This window comes from Qipengyuania profundimaris (assembly GCF_030717945.1).
Taxonomy (GTDB): Bacteria; Pseudomonadota; Alphaproteobacteria; order Sphingomonadales; family Sphingomonadaceae; genus Qipengyuania; species Qipengyuania profundimaris.
In genome coordinates this window covers 2,354,605-2,372,209 of sequence record NZ_JAVAIM010000001.1, presented here as the reverse complement: position 1 = coordinate 2,372,209, position 17,605 = coordinate 2,354,605, and the positions used below count along the sequence as shown (strand labels likewise).

Below are 17,605 nucleotides of genomic sequence, written 5' to 3'. Positions count from 1 at the left end.
GTCTCCCATGCGTTCTACGCCCTATGAGCCATAGCTTGCGGGCGGTGCAAGGGGAGGGGCTATCGACGGAGGGCGGACTCCGGCGGACCAAGGCTCACCGGCGGAGTTCCCACGCGCGGATCGTGCGGTCTCCGATCTCGATTTCAGCGAGTTCGCTATAGTTGCGATCGATGTATCCAAGCACCAGCGCCTTCGCCTCCTCGTTCTGCGGAGTAAGCGGCGTGTCGGCGGTGACGATAACGGGCGGACGGGTCGCGAGAATGCGTGCGACCTCACCCTCCTGCGATATCCCCAGCGCATCCCGCTCAAGCGCATTGTTGAGATGGTCGGGATAAACGAAGCGCGAGGGCAGGCAAGAATCGGCGAGGCGATAAAGCGAGCTCGGCCCGTCGAACACGAAGATGCAGGCATCGCTGTTTTCGCTGCTCTGCGCGACGGTCGCAGCGAAACGGTCGTAATCGGCGGCGCGCTGACGAACCTCATCCAAAAGCGAAAGGGGCCCAACGAGCGCGAACGCACCCGCTACGACGAGGGCAAGCGGACCCCACCGTGCAGGTCCCGTGCGGTCGAGCAGGGGGAGGGCGAGCAGCACGCTCGCCGGGACGAGGGCGGCGAAATAGTAGCGGTAGACCGTGCCCGGCAAAAATGCGGTTGCGAGGCAGGCGACGAACCAGAGCGCGATGTAGGCATAGTGCGGACTGTCGCGCGGCGGGGTCAGGCGAGTGGCGGCGTAGAGACCGCCGCCAGCGAGCACGGCCAGCGGGACAAGGCCGACGAGCAGATCTTTGTGAAGCCGCCCGGCGCCTGACGGCGCGCGGTCGAAGAAGGACAGAAAATTGGCGAAGAAGAAGCCGTCCCAGTGCCCCGCCAGCGCATAGTATAGCGCCACCAAGGTGGTTGGCAGCAGGCCGAGCGCGAGGAAAGCAGCGCCAAGGACGACCAGTCGTGCTTTGCTCGCTCCTCGCCGGTACTGACCCCACAGCGCCCACAGGCCGAACATCGCGCATTGCGGTGCAACGGTGTATTTGACCTGCAAGGCCAGACCGCCAATCAGCATGGCTACGAGTGCGCGACGGATGGCGTTCGGGTGGGCAGGATCGCTCACGAGTACGGCCATCGCCAGCATCAGCGGCACGTGGAACGCTTCCGATTGCCCCGACGCGCTGCCGTAAACCGACATCAGCAGGACATAGAGCATGCCTGACCCCGCGGCAGTCGCGCGGTCGACCAGCGGCCTGGCCAGCACTGCGGTGAGCCAGCCACCCCCGACGGTAAACAGCAGGGCGAGCGCCTGGTAGGCTTCGGGCCCAGACCCGCCGAGCGCGTGCGCTGCAGCGAAGAGGGCAAACAGCCCGATTGGCTTGCGATCCCAGACGTCGACGAATGGCAAAGCGCCCTGCGTGATCGCCTGCCCGATCAGCGAATAGAGCTGCTCGTCATAGCCAGCGATTGGGAAGCCAAACCACGGAAGTCGTGCAACGAGAGCCGTCGCGACGATGGCAAGCAGGACCAGCGCATCGCTGCGCCATGCTGGCCGCGCCCGGGGTGCCATGTCGATATCGCCTGCAATACTCGCCACGCGCAGCTGCCCCTTTCGCGCGCTAGCCTGCCATCGCGATGGTTAATTTTTCGATGATAGCGTCATCGCTACCGGACCATGGAAAGCATTTCTGAACTGTACTGCGCTAAACAGGCCCCCATGGCGCAGCGGGCGAAAACCATTGTCGGGGCGGTCGGATGGGTCTTCGTCGGGCTTGGGCTGGCCCTGCTCGCCTTCGGCGCCTGGGCGATCGCGCCGTTCTCGTTGAAGCCTTTTTACGTCATCCGAACCGCGGAACTCGTACTCAAAGCCCCTTTCACCGAGCGCATGGTGATCGGGGATAGCCGCGTCAGTTTCGCTGAGGCCCCGAGCGGTAGCCTGTTCGCAGGCTATGGAGGCGCGACAAGCCGCGATCTCGAACGCGTTTCCGGAATTCTTTGCACACTTAGCAACGCGCAAGTCACCATCGCGCTCGGCATCAACGACACCAAGCCATGGGAGCATGACGAAGCCGGCTCGCGTCGCGCATTTGGAAAAATCGTCGCCAACTGCCAGCGCGACCATCTTTGGCTCTCGGCAATCTGGCCGGCGGAAGCTTCCATGCCGCCGGGAGGCAAGGCCTACGATCCAGTGATGACGGCTACGTTGAATGCGCATCTCGAGGCTTTGGCGCAAAGGGCGGGGGCTCGTTTCATGTCCGCACCGCAGATGCAGCCAAATTATACATACGATGGAGTGCATTTCACCGAGCCGGTATCGCACGATTACGCACGCCGCCTCGCTTATCCGGAGCAGGTGCTTGCCTCGCCTTAACGTGATTTCAAGCATGATCAGGCATAACCGAGCGATGGCCCGGCCGCATTTCATCACGCCTCCGATGTCCATCTTACTGGATGCGGTGCGTGCCATTGCCGCGCTGCTGGTGCTGGGTGGTCATGCAGTACAGGTGGGCATCTACACCGGCCCCTATCCTTTCGGCCCGACGACGCAGCATTATGCGGTGATCGTCTTCTTCGTCCTTTCGGGGCTGGTTATCGCGCATTCGGTGCGCGGCGGGCGTTACACCTTGCGGGATTACGCCATCGCGCGTGCCGCGCGCATCGTACCAGTCGCGGCGTTCGCGGTGCTGTTCGGCTCGGTGATATTTTACCTGTTGACCTCGCGCGGCTTGTGGCCGCAGCCGACCGCGCCGGTCCCCGATAGACTGACAATGCAATCGGTGGTGATGCCGCTGCTGTTTCTCAGTGAAAGCGGCGACGGCATTTCTCCCGTGTGGAACCCGCCCTACTGGTCGCTCAGCTACGAAGTATGGTTCTACACCCTGTTCGGCGCAGCAGCCTTCCTGCGCGGCACGAGGCGCGTATTTTGGGTCGCGCTGCTCGCCTGGATCGCAGGTTGGCGCATCCTCCTGATGATGCCGATCTGGCTCATCGGTGCGGCGCTCGTTGCGCATGGAACGCGCTGGGAGCCCAAGGGCACGCAAGCCATCGCATTGGCGCTGTTCGGCGTCATTCTGCTCAGCCTGTCGCGCCTGTGGGCATACGACGTTCAGACCGCGATGGCCGAGTGGCATGCCGGCTTCGGCTATCACGCACGCATGAGCGAATATTTCGTCACGGATTTCATCTTCGGCTTTGGCATCGCAGTGCTGTTTATTTCAGCGCGCCCGTTTGCGGAGCGTTTTTCGAGAACCTTTCATCGTTTCGAGGCGCCCATCCGCAGGGCCGCCGGATTCAGCTTCTCGCTTTATATCCTCCACTGGCCGATGCTGTCGGCATTATCCGCGCTCGGTATCGGTGCCGGGGAGAGCCCGCTGGCCTTTCTGGCGCTGGCTGGGGGCATAATCGGAGCCTGCGCATTGATCGCACAATTCACCGAATATCGCAGCCGCGAGGTGCGGCACTGGCTGGCCAGCCATCTCCTCGGCGCTTCTGCCAAGCCGCGTGCAGCCGCCTGACTTCCTATCGGTTGATTTCGAACACGATACCGCTTTCTCCACGCCAGATCTCGCTAGCGGGGAAGGGGAGGGCGACAGCGTCCGGTTCGATGCCGTGGATCCAGATATGGGTGAATGCATCACGCGGCACGTTTGAGAGCGAATGAGCCAGAGCGGGCAAGCCCGAATCGGCGCATTCGACTGAAACGACCGACTGCGATGGATCGCGCACGAAAGACTCGCCTTCTGGGTAGTGCACGGTGAGCGCATTAGCGCCTGCCATTTCCCACTGATCGTTGGTGAAAGCGCTGCGCCGCGCAATCGCAAATCCGCCGAGATGTCGCAGCGGATTGAGGCGCCACTGGAAGCCGCATTGCTCGACTGCGAAGTTGACGACGCGAGCGCCGCGCGGGATTACGTCGAGAGCAGGCAAATTGGCCTGAACCAGCCGGTCCTTGTCGACGAAATCGACGCTGGTGGCGCCGATCCTCAACCCGAGAAACGCAAGCGCAGCGACGAACATGACCCGCTGCAAACTCCGGCTGAGATCCGACCCGCTCAACGCCAGCAGCGCGACGATCAGTGTATAGGGCACCAATCGCATGTCGGCGTAGAACGAGCCGAATACTCGCGCGGGCAGCGCCATGAAAGCACCGATGCAGAACAGTGCTGCAATCGCCATGGCACCATGAACGCGGACGGGGCGCAGCACGAAACCTGCAAGGACAACAGCGGCGAGAAATCCGGCCGACAGCCAGTCCAGCATCGGCGGCCCTGACCGGAAGACCGAAACAAGCCAGACGATCTTGAGCAGGACGGACCATTCGGTGGTGTCCGCGCCCGCAGACCCTGTGCGCCACACCAGCATCGGCACGATAGCCAGTAGCAAGACGCCGCAGTCGCTCAGCACCCGCAGGACGAGGTCCGCACCCCGCAGTCCCTCGGTCCAGCGCGCATGGAGGGAGGCGCTTCCGCAGAGCAAGCCGAGGAAAGCCCAGCCGAAGGCGTGGCAGAGCCAGACGGTCAGTCCCGCGACGGCAAGGAACAGCGGCGCTCGCAATGCGACCTGCGATTGCCGCAAGTGCAGCCATGCGGCGAAAACAAGCATCGCGAGCGCCATCGAGAGCGAGAAGTTGAGGAATCCGTACTGGAAGGGGAAGGCGTAGATGAGCGGCAGAGCGCAAACCGCGAAGGGCGTGATTCGCCCGTGCAGGGCCGTACTGATTGCCAGAATGCCTGATGCCGCCAGCAATTGAGTCGCCAGCACGATAAGCCCCACCGTAGGCTCAAGCCCCAGAATTGGCGCGAGCAGTTCGACGACCAGGTCCGCGCCGAGATTGCCAACCAATTGCCACTGGTAGCTGAAATAGGGCTGTAGCTCCGGTCGCTCTGCCAATTGGGTCTGTATCGCATAGCGCCCAAGATGGCCGAACAGATCCACCAGCGGCGGAAATTCGACCAGCAGCAAGGGCACGGCGCAGGCGAACAGCAGCACCGGCCAGAGCAGCCGCTCGCGCGGATTGAAGCTAATTGTGGCCTTCTGCACCCCTATGCGCCCTGCCGGTGTACGAACACCAGTCGAACGCTAAGGACGTAAAAAACTGCCGTGTAAGTCGCCAGCGCAGGTAATTGCACCAATGCATAGCCCTCGCCAAAAAAGGCTCGACCCACAGTGAGCACAGCGAGGTTTGCGGCATAGGCCAGCATGAGGGCCACGGCAAAGCGCGCGACCTCACCTTTCTGGACTGGTCCGCGGAGGCCGAAGGTAAAGCGTCGGTTGAGCGCGAAGGACAATAAAAAACCTGTGCCATAACCTATCGCATTGGCGAGATAGTCACCGATCCCGATCGACAAGCAGAGCAATATCACGCCGTAACCGACCACCGTGTTGACGATGCCCGCCAGCCCGAACCGTCCAATCTGCCAATGCTTTTGCATCAGCTCGCAATCAACGAATATTGCGCCCCGATCGGCAGCCACGCGAGGCTTCTCTCGAGAGGACGGAGCCGTGCGAGTGGGGCGGGGAAGAACACACGATAATCGAGTTCGATCCGATCGAAGCCAGCCGCTGCCAGCCGCCGCCGCATTTCGGGCCCTGAAATCAATACTGCGTTCTCGTCGAAGGGACAGGTTCGGACGGCATGTTGCGTCAACGGATTCCAGGGATTGTGTTCGAACATCGCGAACCGGCCCGCATGGGAAAGCACCCGGCGAATTTCGCCGAGCAGTGGCAAATGGTCGCAGGCGTCGATGTGGTGAAACACACATGCCGTGAATACCAGGTCGAACTCCCCGTCGGAACAAGGGATTGAGCGACCGTCATAGGGTAAAACCGTCATCGGTCGAATGGCACGCGTGCTACATTGTGCCAGCGACTCTCGTGAGACGTCGAGGCAGGTAATATCCGCAGTAGGAAAAGAGCTTTGCAGATGAGGCAGTGAATTGCCGATCCCGGCGCCGAAATCGAGAATGCGCTTCGGCACGATCCCGTCGTGATTTAGCGAGTGCGCGACCGCCTCGATCTTGTACCTGTGAAAATACGCGGGGTCCTCGCCGCTCAGCCGAATTGAAGCGGCGTGCTGAGCATCATAGGCCGCGGCTACGCCATCGAACTCAGCTGGCTTCACGATAAGCCTCGCGAAGATCCTGGTTCATCCGATGGACTGCATTGCCTGCCCCTTCCGCAGATTCTCTGGTGCGGATTTCATCGACGATGAACAAGGGGCGGCCTTTCGCTTCCATATACATCCGGCCGAGATATTCACCGAAGACGCCGAGCACCATCAGCTGGACGGAACCGATGATCAGGATCAGCGCGGCAAGGCTCGCCCAACCTTGCACGGCCTCGCCGCTGAGCCAGCCCCAGCCGACCCAGCCCAGCGCGAGTATGCCCAACAGGCCGAAGGCCATGCCGAGATGCGAGGCGAAGCGCAGAGGTACTGTCGAGAAGCTGGTGACGGCATCCACCGCAAGGCCGATCATCTTGCGCAGCGGGTAGTTCGTCTGACCGGCAAAGCGCGCATCTCGCTCGTAAGGGACGGCGACCTGCCTTAAGCCGATCCAGCTGACCATGCCGCGCACGAAGCGATAGCGTTCGGGCATGGCCTTGAGTTGCTCGACCACGCGGCGCGTCATCAGGCGGAAATCGCCCGTATCGCGCGGGATCGCGACGTCGGTCATGGTCTGCAGGAAGCGATAGAACAGCGCCGCGGTCCCGCGCTTGAATGCCGTCTCGCCTGCGCGGGCGGTGCGTTGGCCGTAGACCACGTCTGCGCCGTCGGCGATCGTCGCGACCATCTCGCCCAGCAATTCGGGCGGGTCCTGCAAATCGGCATCGAGCACGAAGACGAGCTCGCCGCGCACATGCTCCAGTCCGGCGGCGAGCGCCAGCTGGTGTCCGTGATTGCGCGAGAGGTTGATGCCGACGACATGCGGCTTCGCGTCGGCGTGGCGGCAGATATGCGCCCAGCTGTCGTCGCTCGACCCGTCGTTGACGAGGAGGATTTCGTAATCGTCCGGGTACTGCGCTGCGCAGACGGCCTCGACGCGGCGCATCAGCTCGTCGATCCCGGCTTCTTCGTTGTAGACCGGCACGACCACGGACAATGCGCGGTCGCAGATCGGTGCCGGTGTTGCGTTCATCGCCTGCCCCCGTGGAACTCTTGCGTCGGGGCTAAAGATTATTGGTAAACGGAGAGTAAACTGAGCGCCTTGGAGCCATCGCTGCGCCATACGAAAAGGGCGGCCCCGCAGGACCGCCCTCTTACGTTGTCTATGAGTGCGGAGGCTTAGCCCTCGACGTGTTCTGCAAGCACCGTCAGGCCCTTGTCGCCCACTTCGGCGAAGCCGCCACGGACTTCGATCGTCTCGGGCGCACCGCCTTCGGTCTTGTAGACCTGCACCGCGCCGTCGCGGATCGTGGACATGAAGGGCGCGTGGCCTTCGAGCACACCGAATTCGCCTTCCGCACCGGGGACGACCACCATATGGACATCCTCCGAGCGGACCAGCTTGGCCGGCGTGACGAGTTCGAAGTGAAGAGCCATGCTCAGTCTTCTTCCGCCATCTTCTTGGCCTTCTCGACCGCCTGGTCGATGCCGCCGACCATGTAGAAGGCGCTTTCCGGCAGGTGGTCGTATTCGCCGTCGACGACAGCCTTGAAGCTGGCGACCGTGTCTTCGAGCTGGACGAACACGCCCGGGATGTTGGTGAAGACTTCGGCGACGTGGAACGGCTGGCTGAGGAAGCGCTGGATCTTGCGGGCGCGGGCCACGGTCAGCTTATCTTCTTCCGACAGTTCGTCCATGCCGAGAATGGCGATGATGTCCTGCAGGCTCTTGTACTTCTGCAGCGTTTCCTGAACGCGGCGAGCGGTCTGGTAATGCTCTTCGCCGACGACGCGCGGTTCGAGCACGCGGCTGGTCGAATCGAGCGGGTCGACGGCCGGGTAGATGCCCAGCTCAGAGATCGCGCGGCTCAGCGTGGTCGTCGCGTCCAAGTGGGCGAACGAAGTTGCCGGGGCCGGGTCGGTAAGGTCGTCGGCAGGAACATAGATGGCCTGGACCGAGGTAATCGAACCCTTGGTGGTCGAGGTGATGCGTTCCTGCAAATTACCCATGTCGGTCGACAGGGTCGGCTGGTAGCCAACGGCCGAAGGAATACGGCCGAGCAGGGCAGACACTTCCGAACCCGCCTGCGTGAAGCGGAAGATGTTGTCGACGAAGAACAGCACGTCCTGGCCTTCGACGTCGCGGAAATATTCTGCCATGGTCAGGCCCGACAGGGCGACGCGGGCGCGCGCACCCGGAGGCTCGTTCATCTGGCCGAAGACGAGAGCAACCTTCGAACCTTCGCTGATAGCCTCGCCATTGTCGTTCTTGGCGATAACGCCGGCGTCGAGGAATTCGTGGTAGAGGTCGTTACCTTCGCGAGTACGCTCACCGACACCGGCAAAGACGGACACACCACCGTGGCCCTTCGCGATGTTGTTGATGAGCTCCTGGATCAGCACGGTCTTGCCGACGCCTGCGCCACCGAACAAGCCGATCTTGCCGCCCTTCGCGTAAGGGGCGAGGAGGTCGATGACCTTGATGCCGGTCACGAGGATGGCCGCTTCGGTCGACTGGTCGACGAACAGCGGGGCTTCCGCGTGGATGGGGCTGGTGCTGTCCGCACCGATCGGGCCGCGTTCGTCGATCGGCGCGCCGACGACGTTCATGATGCGGCCGAGCGTCTTGGGGCCGACCGGGACCGAGATCTGCGCGCCGGTGTTGACGACTTCCTGGCCGCGCACGAGGCCGTCCGTGCCGTCCATCGCGATGGTGCGGACGGTGTTTTCGCCAAGGTGCTGCGCGACTTCGAGGACCAGCGTGTTGTCGCCGTTCTTCGTTTCGAGCGCGGTGAGGATCGCGGGCAATTCGCCTTCGAACTGCACGTCGACGACGGCGCCGATGACCTGGCTGATAGTGCCGTTGGGGCTCTGGTTAAGTACGGGTGCGGTGGCCATGATCTATGTCCTGACTAGTGGGTTTCTCGCGCCTTAGCCGACGCAAACATTTTCCGGATCGGCAAAAACCCAGTCGCCGTCGCCGGCGGTAAGGGTTGCCTCGTTACGCAGATATTCGTCCTCGCCGAGACCGAATTCGCAGACGACGTCGGGCGAGCCCATGCCGGCGCGGCGGCAGACGGCGGTATTGACGGCCTCTTCTTCGGGGCACTGCTCGGCGTATTTTGCAGTGAAATAGGCCTGGTCGGGCGGAGTGAGCGTCTCGATCGGCTCAGGCGTCGCTGTTTCGACCGGAGCGGGCGCGGGCTCTTCGCTGCATGCAGCAAGCAAAGCGACGGCGACGAGGGTGAAAACGGGTTTGGTCATAAATCTGGCTCCGGTCGGCGTTCTTGGACGTCTCTCCGGCATCCTCTCCAATTCTTACAGCGCTTCGGCGCCGGCGATGATTTCGATCAGTTCGGTAGTGATCGCGGCCTGGCGGCTGCGGTTGTACTGGATGGTGAGCTTCTGGATCAGGTCGCCCGCATTGCGCGTTGCGTTGTCCATCGCGGTCATCGAGGCACCCTGTTCGGAGGCCTCGCGCTCCAGCAGCGAACCGAACAGTTGCGTCTTGACATAACGCGGCAGTAGTTCTTCGAGGATTTCCTCCTCGCCCGGTTCGTATTCAACCACGGCGTCGCCGCCAGTGCCCGCATCGCCTTCGGGCGAGGGAACGGGAATCAGCTGGTCGACGGTCGGGTCCTGCGCGAGGGCCGACTTGAAGATCGGGTAGACGAGATGTGCGACGTCGAATTCGCCCTTTTCGAACCGCTCGATCAGATCGTCGGCAATCGCTTCGGCCTCTTCGAAGCCGGGCGTACGGACTTCAGAGGTGTCGAAATGCTTTTCGATCCGGTTGGCATAGTCGCGCTTGATCGGTGCGCGGCCCTTCTTGCCCACGAGGTAGAAGGACACGTCCTTGCCCTCTGCGATCAACTCGCGCGCCTTGGCCTTGGCGGCCTTGACGATATTCGCATTGAGGCCGCCGCACAGGCCCTTGTCGGTGTTGACGACCACCAGCAGGTGGCGCTTGTCCGAACCGGTGCCCTTGAGCAGCTTGGGCGCGCTGTCACCGCTCACCTTGCCGGCGAGGCTGGCCATTACGCCCGACAGCCGCTCGGCATAGGGGCGCGCGGCTTCGGCAGCCGCCTGCGCACGGCGCAGCTTGGCCGCCGCGACCATCTGCTTGGCCTTGGTGATCTTCTGGGTCGATTTGACCGAGTTGATCCGGCCCTTGAGTTCTTTCAGCGAGGCCATGACGGCTCCCTAGTTACGGCTCTTAGGCGAACTGCTTGGCGAAGGTCTTGAGCGCGCTGACGACCTTGTCCCTGGTATCGTCTTCGAACTTGCCGGTGGTGCGGATGGTTTCCAGCACGTCGGCGTGTTCGCTGCGCATGTAGCTCAGCATCTGCGCTTCGTAGTCCGTCACGCGGTCCACCGCGACATCGTCGAGGTAGCCGTTGGTGCCGGCGAAGATCGATACGGTCTGCTCTTCGAACGGCATCGGCGAGAACTGCGGCTGCTTGAGCAGCTCTGTCAGGCGCGCACCGCGGTTGAGCAGCTTCTGCGTCGCGGCGTCGAGGTCCGAGCCGAACTGCGCGAAGGCGGCCATTTCGCGATACTGCGCAAGGTCGAGCTTCATCGAGCCGGAAACCTTCTTCATCGCCTTGGTCTGGGCGGCACCGCCCACACGCGAAACCGAGAGACCGACGTTAATCGCCGGGCGCACGCCCTGGTAGAAGAGGTCGGTTTCGAGGAAGATCTGGCCGTCGGTGATCGAAATCACGTTGGTCGGGATGTAGGCCGACACGTCGCCCGCCTGCGTTTCGATGATCGGCAGCGCGGTCAGCGAACCGCCGCCTTCCGACTTGTTCATCTTTGCCGCACGCTCGAGCAGGCGGCTGTGAAGATAGAATACGTCGCCCGGATAGGCTTCGCGGCCCGGAGGACGACGCAGCAGCAGCGACATCTGGCGATAGGCGACGGCCTGCTTGGAGAGGTCGTCGTAGCAGATGACGGCGTGCATGCCGTTGTCGCGGAAGAACTCGCCCATCGCGCAGCCGGTGTAGGGCGCGAGATACTGCAGCGGAGCGGGCTCCGAGGCGGTCGCGGCGACGACGATGGAATATTCCATCGCGCCGTTTTCTTCGAGGCTCTTGACGATCTGGGCCACGGTCGAGCGCTTCTGGCCGACGGCGACATAGACGCAGTAGAGCTTCTTGCTCTCGTCGTCGCCCGCGTTGGCTTCCTTCTGGTTGATGAAGGTGTCGATCGCGACGGCGGACTTGCCGGTCTGGCGGTCGCCGATGATCAGTTCGCGCTGGCCGCGGCCGACCGGAACGAGCGCGTCGATGGCCTTGAGGCCCGACTGCACGGGTTCGGAAACCGATTCACGCGGGATGATACCCGGCGCCTTTACTTCGACGCGGCGGCGCTCGGTCGATTCGATCGGGCCCTTGCCGTCGATCGGGTTGCCGAGAGCGTCGACCACGCGGCCGAGCAGGCCCTTGCCGACGGGGACATCCACGATGGTGCCGGTGCGCTTCACACTGTCGCCCTCGGCGATGTCCGTGTCGGCACCGAAGATCACCGCACCGACATTGTCGGCTTCGAGGTTCAGCGCCATGCCCTGAACGCCGTTGGCGAATTCGATCATTTCGCCGGCCTGCACGTTGTCGAGGCCGTGGATGCGGGCAATACCGTCACCCACCGACAGCACGGAACCGACTTCGCTGACTTCGGCTTCGGTTCCGAAATTGGCGATCTGGTCCTTGATGACCTTGGAGATTTCTGCGGCGCGGATATCCATGAGTAAAGTCCTTTAAGCCTTCATGGCCTGGGATAGCGAATTGAGACGGGTGCGGATCGAGCCGTCGATGCGCTTCGATCCGATGGTGACGACGAGGCCGCCGAGCAGCTCGGGATCGACCTTCGTGGAAAGCTTGACCGTGCGGCCTTCGCGGGCCGTCAGCTTGGTCTTGAGGTCGGCCAGCTGCGCGTCGGTCAGCGCATGGGCGCTGGTGACTTCGGCGGTCACCTCGCCGCGTTGAGCGGCGGCGATGGCGCGGAAGGCGCGGATGACCTGCGGCAACTGCGACAGCCGGCGGTTCTGCGCCAGCACGCCGAGAAAGTTCTGGGTGAGCTCTGAGAGACCCATGATCGCGGAAACGCCCCACAGCGCCTTTTCGGCGGCTGCGCGCGAGATCTTGGGATTGGTCGTGAGGGCGGCGAGCTCGGGCGATTCGTGCAGCCCGGCTTCGAGCTTTTCGAGGTCCGATTCGACTGCGGTGACCGTGCCGGCCTCGCTTGCGAGATCGAACAGGGCCGAGGCGTAACGGCCTGCCAGGCTAGCCTGAATACCGGCGGAAATATCCACGCGCTTGAGGTCCTCTTGGGTCCGGAGAAAACTTTGTGCGTCCCGACCGGTTGCAGGCGACGGAACACATCGCCCCGGCAGGGTCGGCGCGCGCCTAGCAAAGGCCCTTTCCAAAGGCAAGCCGACTCCGGCCCGGATTCTGGACTCCTTGTGCGAGCGGCGTAGAATGCGCGAGGAGAGTTGGGAGAGATGCGATGGAGATGGTGCCGCTGGCTCCGAAGTGCGGGGTGGAGATCACAGGTGTCCGGTTGAGCGAGGCGGACGGCGACACGCTCGATCCGATCCGCATGGCGATCTACGAGCACGGCGTCGCGCTGTTTCGCGGGCAGGACGATTTCACGCCCGAAGCGCATATCGCTTTCGCCAAGCGCTGGGGCGGGATCGACATCAACAACTACTTTCCGCTGACCGACGAGCATCCCGAGATCGCCGTGGTCCGCAAGGCTGCCGATCAGCAGACCAATATCGGCGGCGACTGGCACACCGATCATTCCTATGATCAGGTGCCCGCGATGGGCTCGATCCTTGTTGCGCGCACCTTGCCGCCCAGCGGCGGCGACACGCTGTTCGCGCACATGGGTGCGGCTTACGACGCGTTGCCGGACGATCTCAAGCAGGAGATCGAGGGGCTGGAGGCGTTCCACACTGCCGACCATATATACAAGGCCGACGGGCTTTATGCGAAGACCGATATGGGCCGAGAGCTGCGCGGACACGATCTGAAAACCGGCGCGACGCATCCGGTGGTGATCCGCCACCCCGTCACGGGCCGCAAGCTGCTCTACGTCAACCGCGCCTTCACGGTGAACATAGTGGGAAAGACCCGCGAGGAGAGCCTGCCGCTGCTTACTCGCCTTTATGCCGAGGCGCTGGCGGCGGACAACACCTGCCGCGTAGAGTGGGAGCCGGGCGCAGTGGCGATCTGGGACAACCGCACCACCTGGCACAATGCGCTTAACGACTACCAGGGCCACGCCCGCGAGATGCATCGCATCACGCTGAGCGGGGAAGCGCTGGCGGCATAAACGCGCGCTATCGCCGCTCGCTGCACTCGTAGACCAGCCGTTCGTTCGCCTGCCGCGGGAGCTGGCCGAGCACTTCGGTCTGCAAGTCGCCAAGCTGGCTCGCAGCATTCTCTGCGCCGCAGACGGGGGCCTTGTACTTGCCGCGCGCTTCGCGGGCTTCGGCCATCGCGCTGCGCGGCAGGAGGTAGCGTTCGACGCGATAGATGCGGCGGTCGGGGTCGAAACTGTTGACCGAGACCGCATCCTCGGAATTGGGCACGAAGACCCGGCTCCAGGTGCCGCCGAAGAAGCCGTATTGCGTGCGCTCGTTGACGCAGCCGCCCTCGGCCCAGTCGAAGCTGAGGTCCTGCGCCTCGGCGCTGGTGATGCGGCTGCGTTCGGGCAGAAGCGTGCATTGCAGGGCGAGGTCGCCGGTAACCGGCTCTTCGGAAGAGCCGGGTTCACTATCTTCCTGCATGGCTGCGGCGACTCGGCGGTCGATCTCGTCCAGGCCCGGACGGGTGAGATAGGCAGCGATCGCGGCCAGAACCGCGACAGCAGCAGCGACCGCGACGATGCGCATGCGGGTTTCGTCGCGCTCTTCCGAATTGTAGATCGCAATAGCCCATTGGCCCAGCGCAAACGCCACCAGTAGCAGCACGAAGGCGAGGAAGACGCGGTCTTCGCGCTCGGTCATTACGGCCTGTTCGGCCTCCAACTGCGCGCGCTCGCGCTTGGCGCGGCTGGCTTCGGCGCGCTGGGCGAGGTCCTGTCGTGCGGCCTGCTGTTCGCGCTCGATCCGCTCGCGTTCGGCCGCATCGAGATCGGCCATCGAGCGGCAAGGCCGTTCGTTGACACGCGGCGTCACGTCGTTGGCGCGCAGGAACGGCAGCAATTCGCGCATGGATACGGCGAAGAAGAACTCCGCATCGCCGCCCTCGTTGTCGGCCCCGAAACTGTTCACACCGAGCACGCGGCCGCAGGTGTCGAGCAGGGGCCCGCCCGAATTACCCCGAGCAATGGGTGCGGTGTGGAGGATCGTGTCGAACTGGCGGCTGGGACGCTGCCCGGAGATAAAGCCGCGGCTCTTCACCGGCGGCTGGCTGCGGAAGATATCGCCAATCTCCAGCCCCTGTGCGCGGTCGACATTCATCGGATAGCCGACGCTGGTCACCTCGCCGCTGTCGGGCGGCGCGCCGCCGGCTAGCGCCAGCGGAGGCAGACGCAGGTTTCCGCCGGTGATGCGGATGAGCGCGAGATCGTTCTGGGGCGAGGCCGCGATGAGCCGGCCATAGGTCGCCTCGCCGCCGCCGTTCGGCACGATGCCGATTTGCAGCCCCGAATCGCGCACCGCATCGCGCACGACATGGGCATTGGTGACGACCGTGTCGCCCGAGACCGCAAAGCCGGTTCCATGGCTGATCGGATAGAGTTCTCCGTCGCCATCCTCGCCGATGATGATGACGCGCACCACGCCGCGCGCCGCCGCATCGATGTCGGCGGCATCGGCATGCGCGACCAGCGGCGCGAACAGTGCCGTGACCAGCGCCGTGACCACTGCGAGATATGCGAGAATGCGTCCCATCGGCTGGCGCTTTTGGCGGGCATTGGCTTTGATCGCAAGGTGCGGGATGCAGCTCTTCGCAAGCTGCTCTAGCCAGGCAGTGAAATCGGCTATGGAGGACGATGCTATGATCGGTGACGATGAAGCCTGGGCCGCAGTGAAGCGGCGCGACCGCGCTTTCGACGGGCGCTTCGTCACGGGTGTGCTCAGCACGGGCATCTATTGTCGCCCGTCCTGCGCGGCGCGCCATCCGCTGCGCGACAACGTGCGTTTCTTCGCCAGCGGAATTGACGCACGGGCGGCGGGCCTGCGCGCCTGCAAGCGCTGCCTTCCTGACGATGTCGCGCGCGACGAGGCGGCAGTGCTGGCGGCAATCGACGAGATTCGCAGCGCGGAGGAAGTGCCGACGCTGGAGGAATTGGGTGCGATCGTCGGCTATTCTCCGGCACATTTCCAGCGGGTGTTCAAGCGGGCCACCGGCCTGTCGCCCGCAGCCTATGCGCGTGCCTTGCGTGAAGAGCGCGTTCGCGATGCACTGGGCGAAAGCAAGAGCGTCACGGGTGCGATTTACGAGGCCGGTTATGGCTCGGCCTCGCGATTCTACGAGCAGACGAAGGGACGGTTGGGCATGACGGCAAGCGACTGGCGCGACGGAGGCAGGGGTCGCACGATCCACTGGTCGGTGGTCGACACCAGCCTCGGCACGATGCTTGTTGCCGCGACCGACAAGGGCGTCTGCTGCCTGTCGTTCGGCGAAGGCGAAGCAGACCTCCGCGCCCGTTTTCCCAGGGCGGAACTGGTGCAAGGCGGCGCAGACTTCGAAATGCTTCTCGGGCGAGTCGTTGCAGCGGTCGAAACGCCCGGCGCGGACAGCTCGAATATTCCGCTCGATGTGAAAGGCACCGCTTTCCAGGAAAAGGTGTGGAAGGCGCTCCGCAAGATCCCGCCTGGCGAAACCCGCAGCTATGGCGAGTTGGCAGCCGAGCTAGGCAACCCGAATGCCAGTCGCGCCGTCGGCGGAGCCAACGGCGCGAACAACATTGCCGTCCTTATCCCCTGCCACCGCGTGGTGCAGGCTGACGGCTCATTGGGCGGCTACGCCTACGGGCCGGAAATCAAGGCCGAGCTTTTGCGAAGAGAGCGAGAAGGATAACCATCGCTGCGCCCTTTACTCAGCGCCTACGAAGATCGCCTTTGCATTGACGAACTCCTTGACGCCGAAGCCGCCGTGCTCCTTGCCGTATCCGGAGTTCTTCACGCCGCCGAAAGGCATCGACGGATCGGCCACGCCGTAGGTGTTGATGTAGACCATGCCGGTGTCGAAATGCTTCGAGGCCAACTCGATCGCGCGTTCCGTGTCGCCGCACAGGATGCCGCCGCCCAGGCCATAGCGGCTATCGTTGGCGAGGCGCATGGCGTCCTCGTCATCCTTGGCGCGGATGACGCTGGCTACGGGGCCGAACAGTTCATCGTCATATGCTGGCTGCCCGGGCGCTACATCGGTGAGGACGGTTGCCGGATACCACGCACCCTTTTTGTCGGGCACGCTACCGCCGCAGGCGATCTTGGCGCCGTTCTTGACCGACTCGTCCACCTGATCCTGCAGGTCGTCGCGCAGGTCGGCGGAGGACATGGGGCCCATGTCGCTGTTCTCGTCGGTCGGATCTCCCAGCTTCACGCCCTCGAAATGCGCCACGAACTTCTCTAGGAATGCGTCGTAGACCTTGTCGGTCACGATGAAGCGCTTGCCGTTGATGCAGGTCTGGCCGTTGTTGTAGAGTCGGGCCTGCGCGCAGACCTCGGCAGCCTTGTCGAGATCGGCGTCTTCCAGCACCATGTAAGCGTCGTTCGAGCCGAGCTCGAGGACGGTCTTCTTGATCGCCTTGCCGGCCTTCTCGCCGACGTGGCGGCCTGCGCCGTCCGATCCGGTGAGCGTGACGCCGCGGACCTTGTCGTGCCCGATGATTTCGTCCGACGTATCATGGTCGATCACCAGCACGGTGAACAGGTTCTCGGGCAGGCCTGCGTCATGGAAGATCTTCTCGATCATCAGGCCGCTTCCCGTACATAGCGAGGAGTGCTTCAGCAGCACGCCGTTGCCGGCCATGAGGCTGGCGATGGCATAGCGGATCACCTGATAGGCGGGGAAATTCCAGGGCTGGATGCCATATACCACGCCGATCGGCGAATACGTCACGATTCCGCGCGCAGCATTGCTGGGATCGCGCTGTTCGTCGGCGAGTTCCTTCGGCCCGGTGGAGGCGGTGTAGTCGCAGATGCCTGCACACAATTCTACCTCGTCGCGGCTGTCGCCGATCAGCTTGCCGACTTCGCGCGTCATCAGTTGCGCCAGGTCTTCCTTGCGATCGCGCAGGGCCTTGCCGATGGATTTGATGACTGCGGCACGATCCTGGAGGCTTTTCATCTTCCATTCGGTGAAGGCCTGATGGCAGGCTTCGACCTTGGCAAAGGCTTCGTCCTTCGAAAGCTTCTGATAGGTTTCGATGTCTTCGCCGTTCGCGGGATTGACGGTGGTGATGGGCATAAATGCGCGCTTTCGTGAAATGATTGAGTTGTATTCATCAAGCGGCGCAGCAAGCGAAGCGTTCCGGATCGAACGACAAATCGCTGCGCTCCCGG

17 protein-coding genes are annotated in these 17,605 nt (G+C 63.3%); 4 read left to right on the top strand and 13 right to left on the bottom strand.

Annotation, left to right across the window (positions count from 1 at the left end; translation table 11 throughout):
* Nucleotides 1–94: 94 nt before the first annotated feature.
* The gene (locus Q9K02_RS11710) at nt 95–1,579 is read right to left on the bottom strand and encodes an ArnT family glycosyltransferase (RefSeq protein WP_305933054.1); all 1,485 of its coding nucleotides are present in this window, start codon (nt 1,577–1,579) and stop codon (nt 95–97) included.
* 78 nt (nt 1,580–1,657) lie between these two features.
* Here Q9K02_RS11710 and Q9K02_RS11705 point away from each other — a divergent pair, with 78 nt between their 5' ends.
* Together Q9K02_RS11705 and Q9K02_RS11700 are read left to right on the top strand one after the other, a co-directional pair.
* Nucleotides 1,658–2,353 (top strand): SGNH/GDSL hydrolase family protein, encoded by a 696-nt coding sequence (locus tag Q9K02_RS11705; RefSeq protein WP_305933053.1) that lies wholly within the window; start codon nt 1,658–1,660, stop codon nt 2,351–2,353.
* Nucleotides 2,271–3,497 (top strand): acyltransferase family protein, encoded by a 1,227-nt coding sequence (locus Q9K02_RS11700; RefSeq protein ID WP_305933052.1) that lies wholly within the window; start codon nt 2,271–2,273, stop codon nt 3,495–3,497. The genes Q9K02_RS11705 and Q9K02_RS11700 overlap by 83 nt, the downstream gene beginning before the upstream one ends.
* A 4-nt stretch (nt 3,498–3,501) precedes the next feature.
* Here the strand turns inward: Q9K02_RS11700 and Q9K02_RS11695 are convergent, their stop codons facing one another.
* From Q9K02_RS11695 to Q9K02_RS11650, 10 genes are all read right to left on the bottom strand, one after another.
* Complete coding sequence (locus Q9K02_RS11695; RefSeq protein ID WP_305933051.1) at nt 3,502–5,022, bottom strand: hypothetical protein; 1,521 nt, start codon at nt 5,020–5,022, stop codon at nt 3,502–3,504.
* 2 nt (nt 5,023–5,024) lie between these two features.
* Nucleotides 5,025–5,414 (bottom strand): GtrA family protein, encoded by a 390-nt coding sequence (locus Q9K02_RS11690; protein WP_305933050.1) that lies wholly within the window; start codon nt 5,412–5,414, stop codon nt 5,025–5,027.
* Nucleotides 5,414–6,103 carry a class I SAM-dependent methyltransferase gene (locus tag Q9K02_RS11685; RefSeq protein ID WP_305933049.1) on the bottom strand — a complete coding sequence of 230 codons (690 nt, stop codon included), beginning with the start codon at nt 6,101–6,103 and terminating at the stop codon, nt 5,414–5,416. Before Q9K02_RS11685 ends, Q9K02_RS11690 begins: the two co-directional genes overlap by 1 nt.
* Entirely contained in the window at nt 6,090–7,118 is a 1,029-nt protein-coding gene (locus tag Q9K02_RS11680; protein ID WP_305933048.1) for a glycosyltransferase family 2 protein, read from the bottom strand. The genes Q9K02_RS11685 and Q9K02_RS11680 overlap by 14 nt, the downstream gene beginning before the upstream one ends.
* 146 nt (nt 7,119–7,264) lie before the next feature.
* Nucleotides 7,265–7,522: an ATP synthase F1 subunit epsilon gene (locus Q9K02_RS11675; protein WP_278328160.1), complete on the bottom strand. Its 258-nt coding sequence runs from the start codon at nt 7,520–7,522 to the stop codon at nt 7,265–7,267.
* Between the two features lie 2 nt (nt 7,523–7,524).
* Nucleotides 7,525–8,982 (bottom strand): F0F1 ATP synthase subunit beta, encoded by a 1,458-nt coding sequence (gene atpD / locus Q9K02_RS11670; RefSeq protein ID WP_305933047.1) that lies wholly within the window; start codon nt 8,980–8,982, stop codon nt 7,525–7,527.
* A gap of 33 nt (nt 8,983–9,015) precedes the next feature.
* Nucleotides 9,016–9,348, bottom strand: a complete 333-nt coding sequence (locus Q9K02_RS11665) for a hypothetical protein (protein WP_305933046.1) — start codon at nt 9,346–9,348, stop codon at nt 9,016–9,018.
* Between the two features lie 54 nt (nt 9,349–9,402).
* A complete protein-coding gene (locus Q9K02_RS11660) occupies nt 9,403–10,278 on the bottom strand; it encodes a F0F1 ATP synthase subunit gamma (protein WP_305933045.1) in 876 nt (291 codons plus the stop codon).
* 22 nt (nt 10,279–10,300) lie between these two features.
* On the bottom strand, nt 10,301–11,830 hold the full coding sequence (gene atpA, locus Q9K02_RS11655) for a F0F1 ATP synthase subunit alpha (protein WP_305933044.1): 1,530 nt from the start codon (nt 11,828–11,830) through the stop codon (nt 10,301–10,303).
* A 12-nt stretch (nt 11,831–11,842) separates the two neighbouring features.
* Nucleotides 11,843–12,397 carry a F0F1 ATP synthase subunit delta gene (locus Q9K02_RS11650; protein WP_278328165.1) on the bottom strand — a complete coding sequence of 185 codons (555 nt, stop codon included), beginning with the start codon at nt 12,395–12,397 and terminating at the stop codon, nt 11,843–11,845.
* A gap of 194 nt (nt 12,398–12,591) precedes the next feature.
* Here Q9K02_RS11650 and Q9K02_RS11645 point away from each other — a divergent pair, with 194 nt between their 5' ends.
* Nucleotides 12,592–13,422: a TauD/TfdA dioxygenase family protein gene (locus Q9K02_RS11645; RefSeq protein WP_305933043.1), complete on the top strand. Its 831-nt coding sequence runs from the start codon at nt 12,592–12,594 to the stop codon at nt 13,420–13,422.
* A 7-nt stretch (nt 13,423–13,429) separates the two neighbouring features.
* Here Q9K02_RS11645 and Q9K02_RS11640 read toward each other — a convergent pair whose 3' ends face one another.
* On the bottom strand, nt 13,430–14,986 hold the full coding sequence (locus Q9K02_RS11640) for a S1 family peptidase (protein WP_305933042.1): 1,557 nt from the start codon (nt 14,984–14,986) through the stop codon (nt 13,430–13,432).
* A gap of 91 nt (nt 14,987–15,077) precedes the next feature.
* Here Q9K02_RS11640 and ada point away from each other — a divergent pair, with 91 nt between their 5' ends.
* The gene (gene ada, locus Q9K02_RS11635) at nt 15,078–16,118 is read left to right on the top strand and encodes a bifunctional DNA-binding transcriptional regulator/O6-methylguanine-DNA methyltransferase Ada (protein ID WP_305933041.1); all 1,041 of its coding nucleotides are present in this window, start codon (nt 15,078–15,080) and stop codon (nt 16,116–16,118) included.
* Nucleotides 16,119–16,133: 15 nt separating this feature from the next.
* On the opposite strand, the gene Q9K02_RS11630 is transcribed toward ada, so the two are convergent.
* A complete protein-coding gene (locus Q9K02_RS11630) occupies nt 16,134–17,510 on the bottom strand; it encodes an NAD-dependent succinate-semialdehyde dehydrogenase (RefSeq protein WP_305933040.1) in 1,377 nt (458 codons plus the stop codon).
* Nucleotides 17,511–17,605: the final 95 nt, after the last annotated feature.

What these genes read in the sequence shown, in the direction of transcription:
- Q9K02_RS11705 (WP_305933053.1), top strand. Translation starts at nt 1,658, where the DNA reads ATGGAAAGCATTTCTGAACTGTACTGCGCTAAACAGGCCCCCATGGCG.
- Q9K02_RS11700 (WP_305933052.1), top strand. Translation starts at nt 2,271, where the DNA reads ATGGAGTGCATTTCACCGAGCCGGTATCGCACGATTACGCACGCCGCC.
- Q9K02_RS11690 (WP_305933050.1), bottom strand. Translation starts at nt 5,414, where the DNA reads ATGCAAAAGCATTGGCAGATTGGACGGTTCGGGCTGGCGGGCATCGTC.
- Q9K02_RS11680 (WP_305933048.1), bottom strand. Translation starts at nt 7,118, where the DNA reads ATGAACGCAACACCGGCACCGATCTGCGACCGCGCATTGTCCGTGGTC.
- Q9K02_RS11675 (WP_278328160.1), bottom strand. Translation starts at nt 7,522, where the DNA reads ATGGCTCTTCACTTCGAACTCGTCACGCCGGCCAAGCTGGTCCGCTCG.
- atpD (WP_305933047.1), bottom strand. Translation starts at nt 8,982, where the DNA reads ATGGCCACCGCACCCGTACTTAACCAGAGCCCCAACGGCACTATCAGC.
- Q9K02_RS11665 (WP_305933046.1), bottom strand. Translation starts at nt 9,348, where the DNA reads ATGACCAAACCCGTTTTCACCCTCGTCGCCGTCGCTTTGCTTGCTGCA.
- Q9K02_RS11660 (WP_305933045.1), bottom strand. Translation starts at nt 10,278, where the DNA reads ATGGCCTCGCTGAAAGAACTCAAGGGCCGGATCAACTCGGTCAAATCG.
- atpA (WP_305933044.1), bottom strand. Translation starts at nt 11,830, where the DNA reads ATGGATATCCGCGCCGCAGAAATCTCCAAGGTCATCAAGGACCAGATC.
- Q9K02_RS11645 (WP_305933043.1), top strand. Translation starts at nt 12,592, where the DNA reads ATGGAGATGGTGCCGCTGGCTCCGAAGTGCGGGGTGGAGATCACAGGT.
- Q9K02_RS11640 (WP_305933042.1), bottom strand. Translation starts at nt 14,986, where the DNA reads ATGGGACGCATTCTCGCATATCTCGCAGTGGTCACGGCGCTGGTCACG.
- ada (WP_305933041.1), top strand. Translation starts at nt 15,078, where the DNA reads ATGGAGGACGATGCTATGATCGGTGACGATGAAGCCTGGGCCGCAGTG.
- Q9K02_RS11630 (WP_305933040.1), bottom strand. Translation starts at nt 17,510, where the DNA reads ATGCCCATCACCACCGTCAATCCCGCGAACGGCGAAGACATCGAAACC.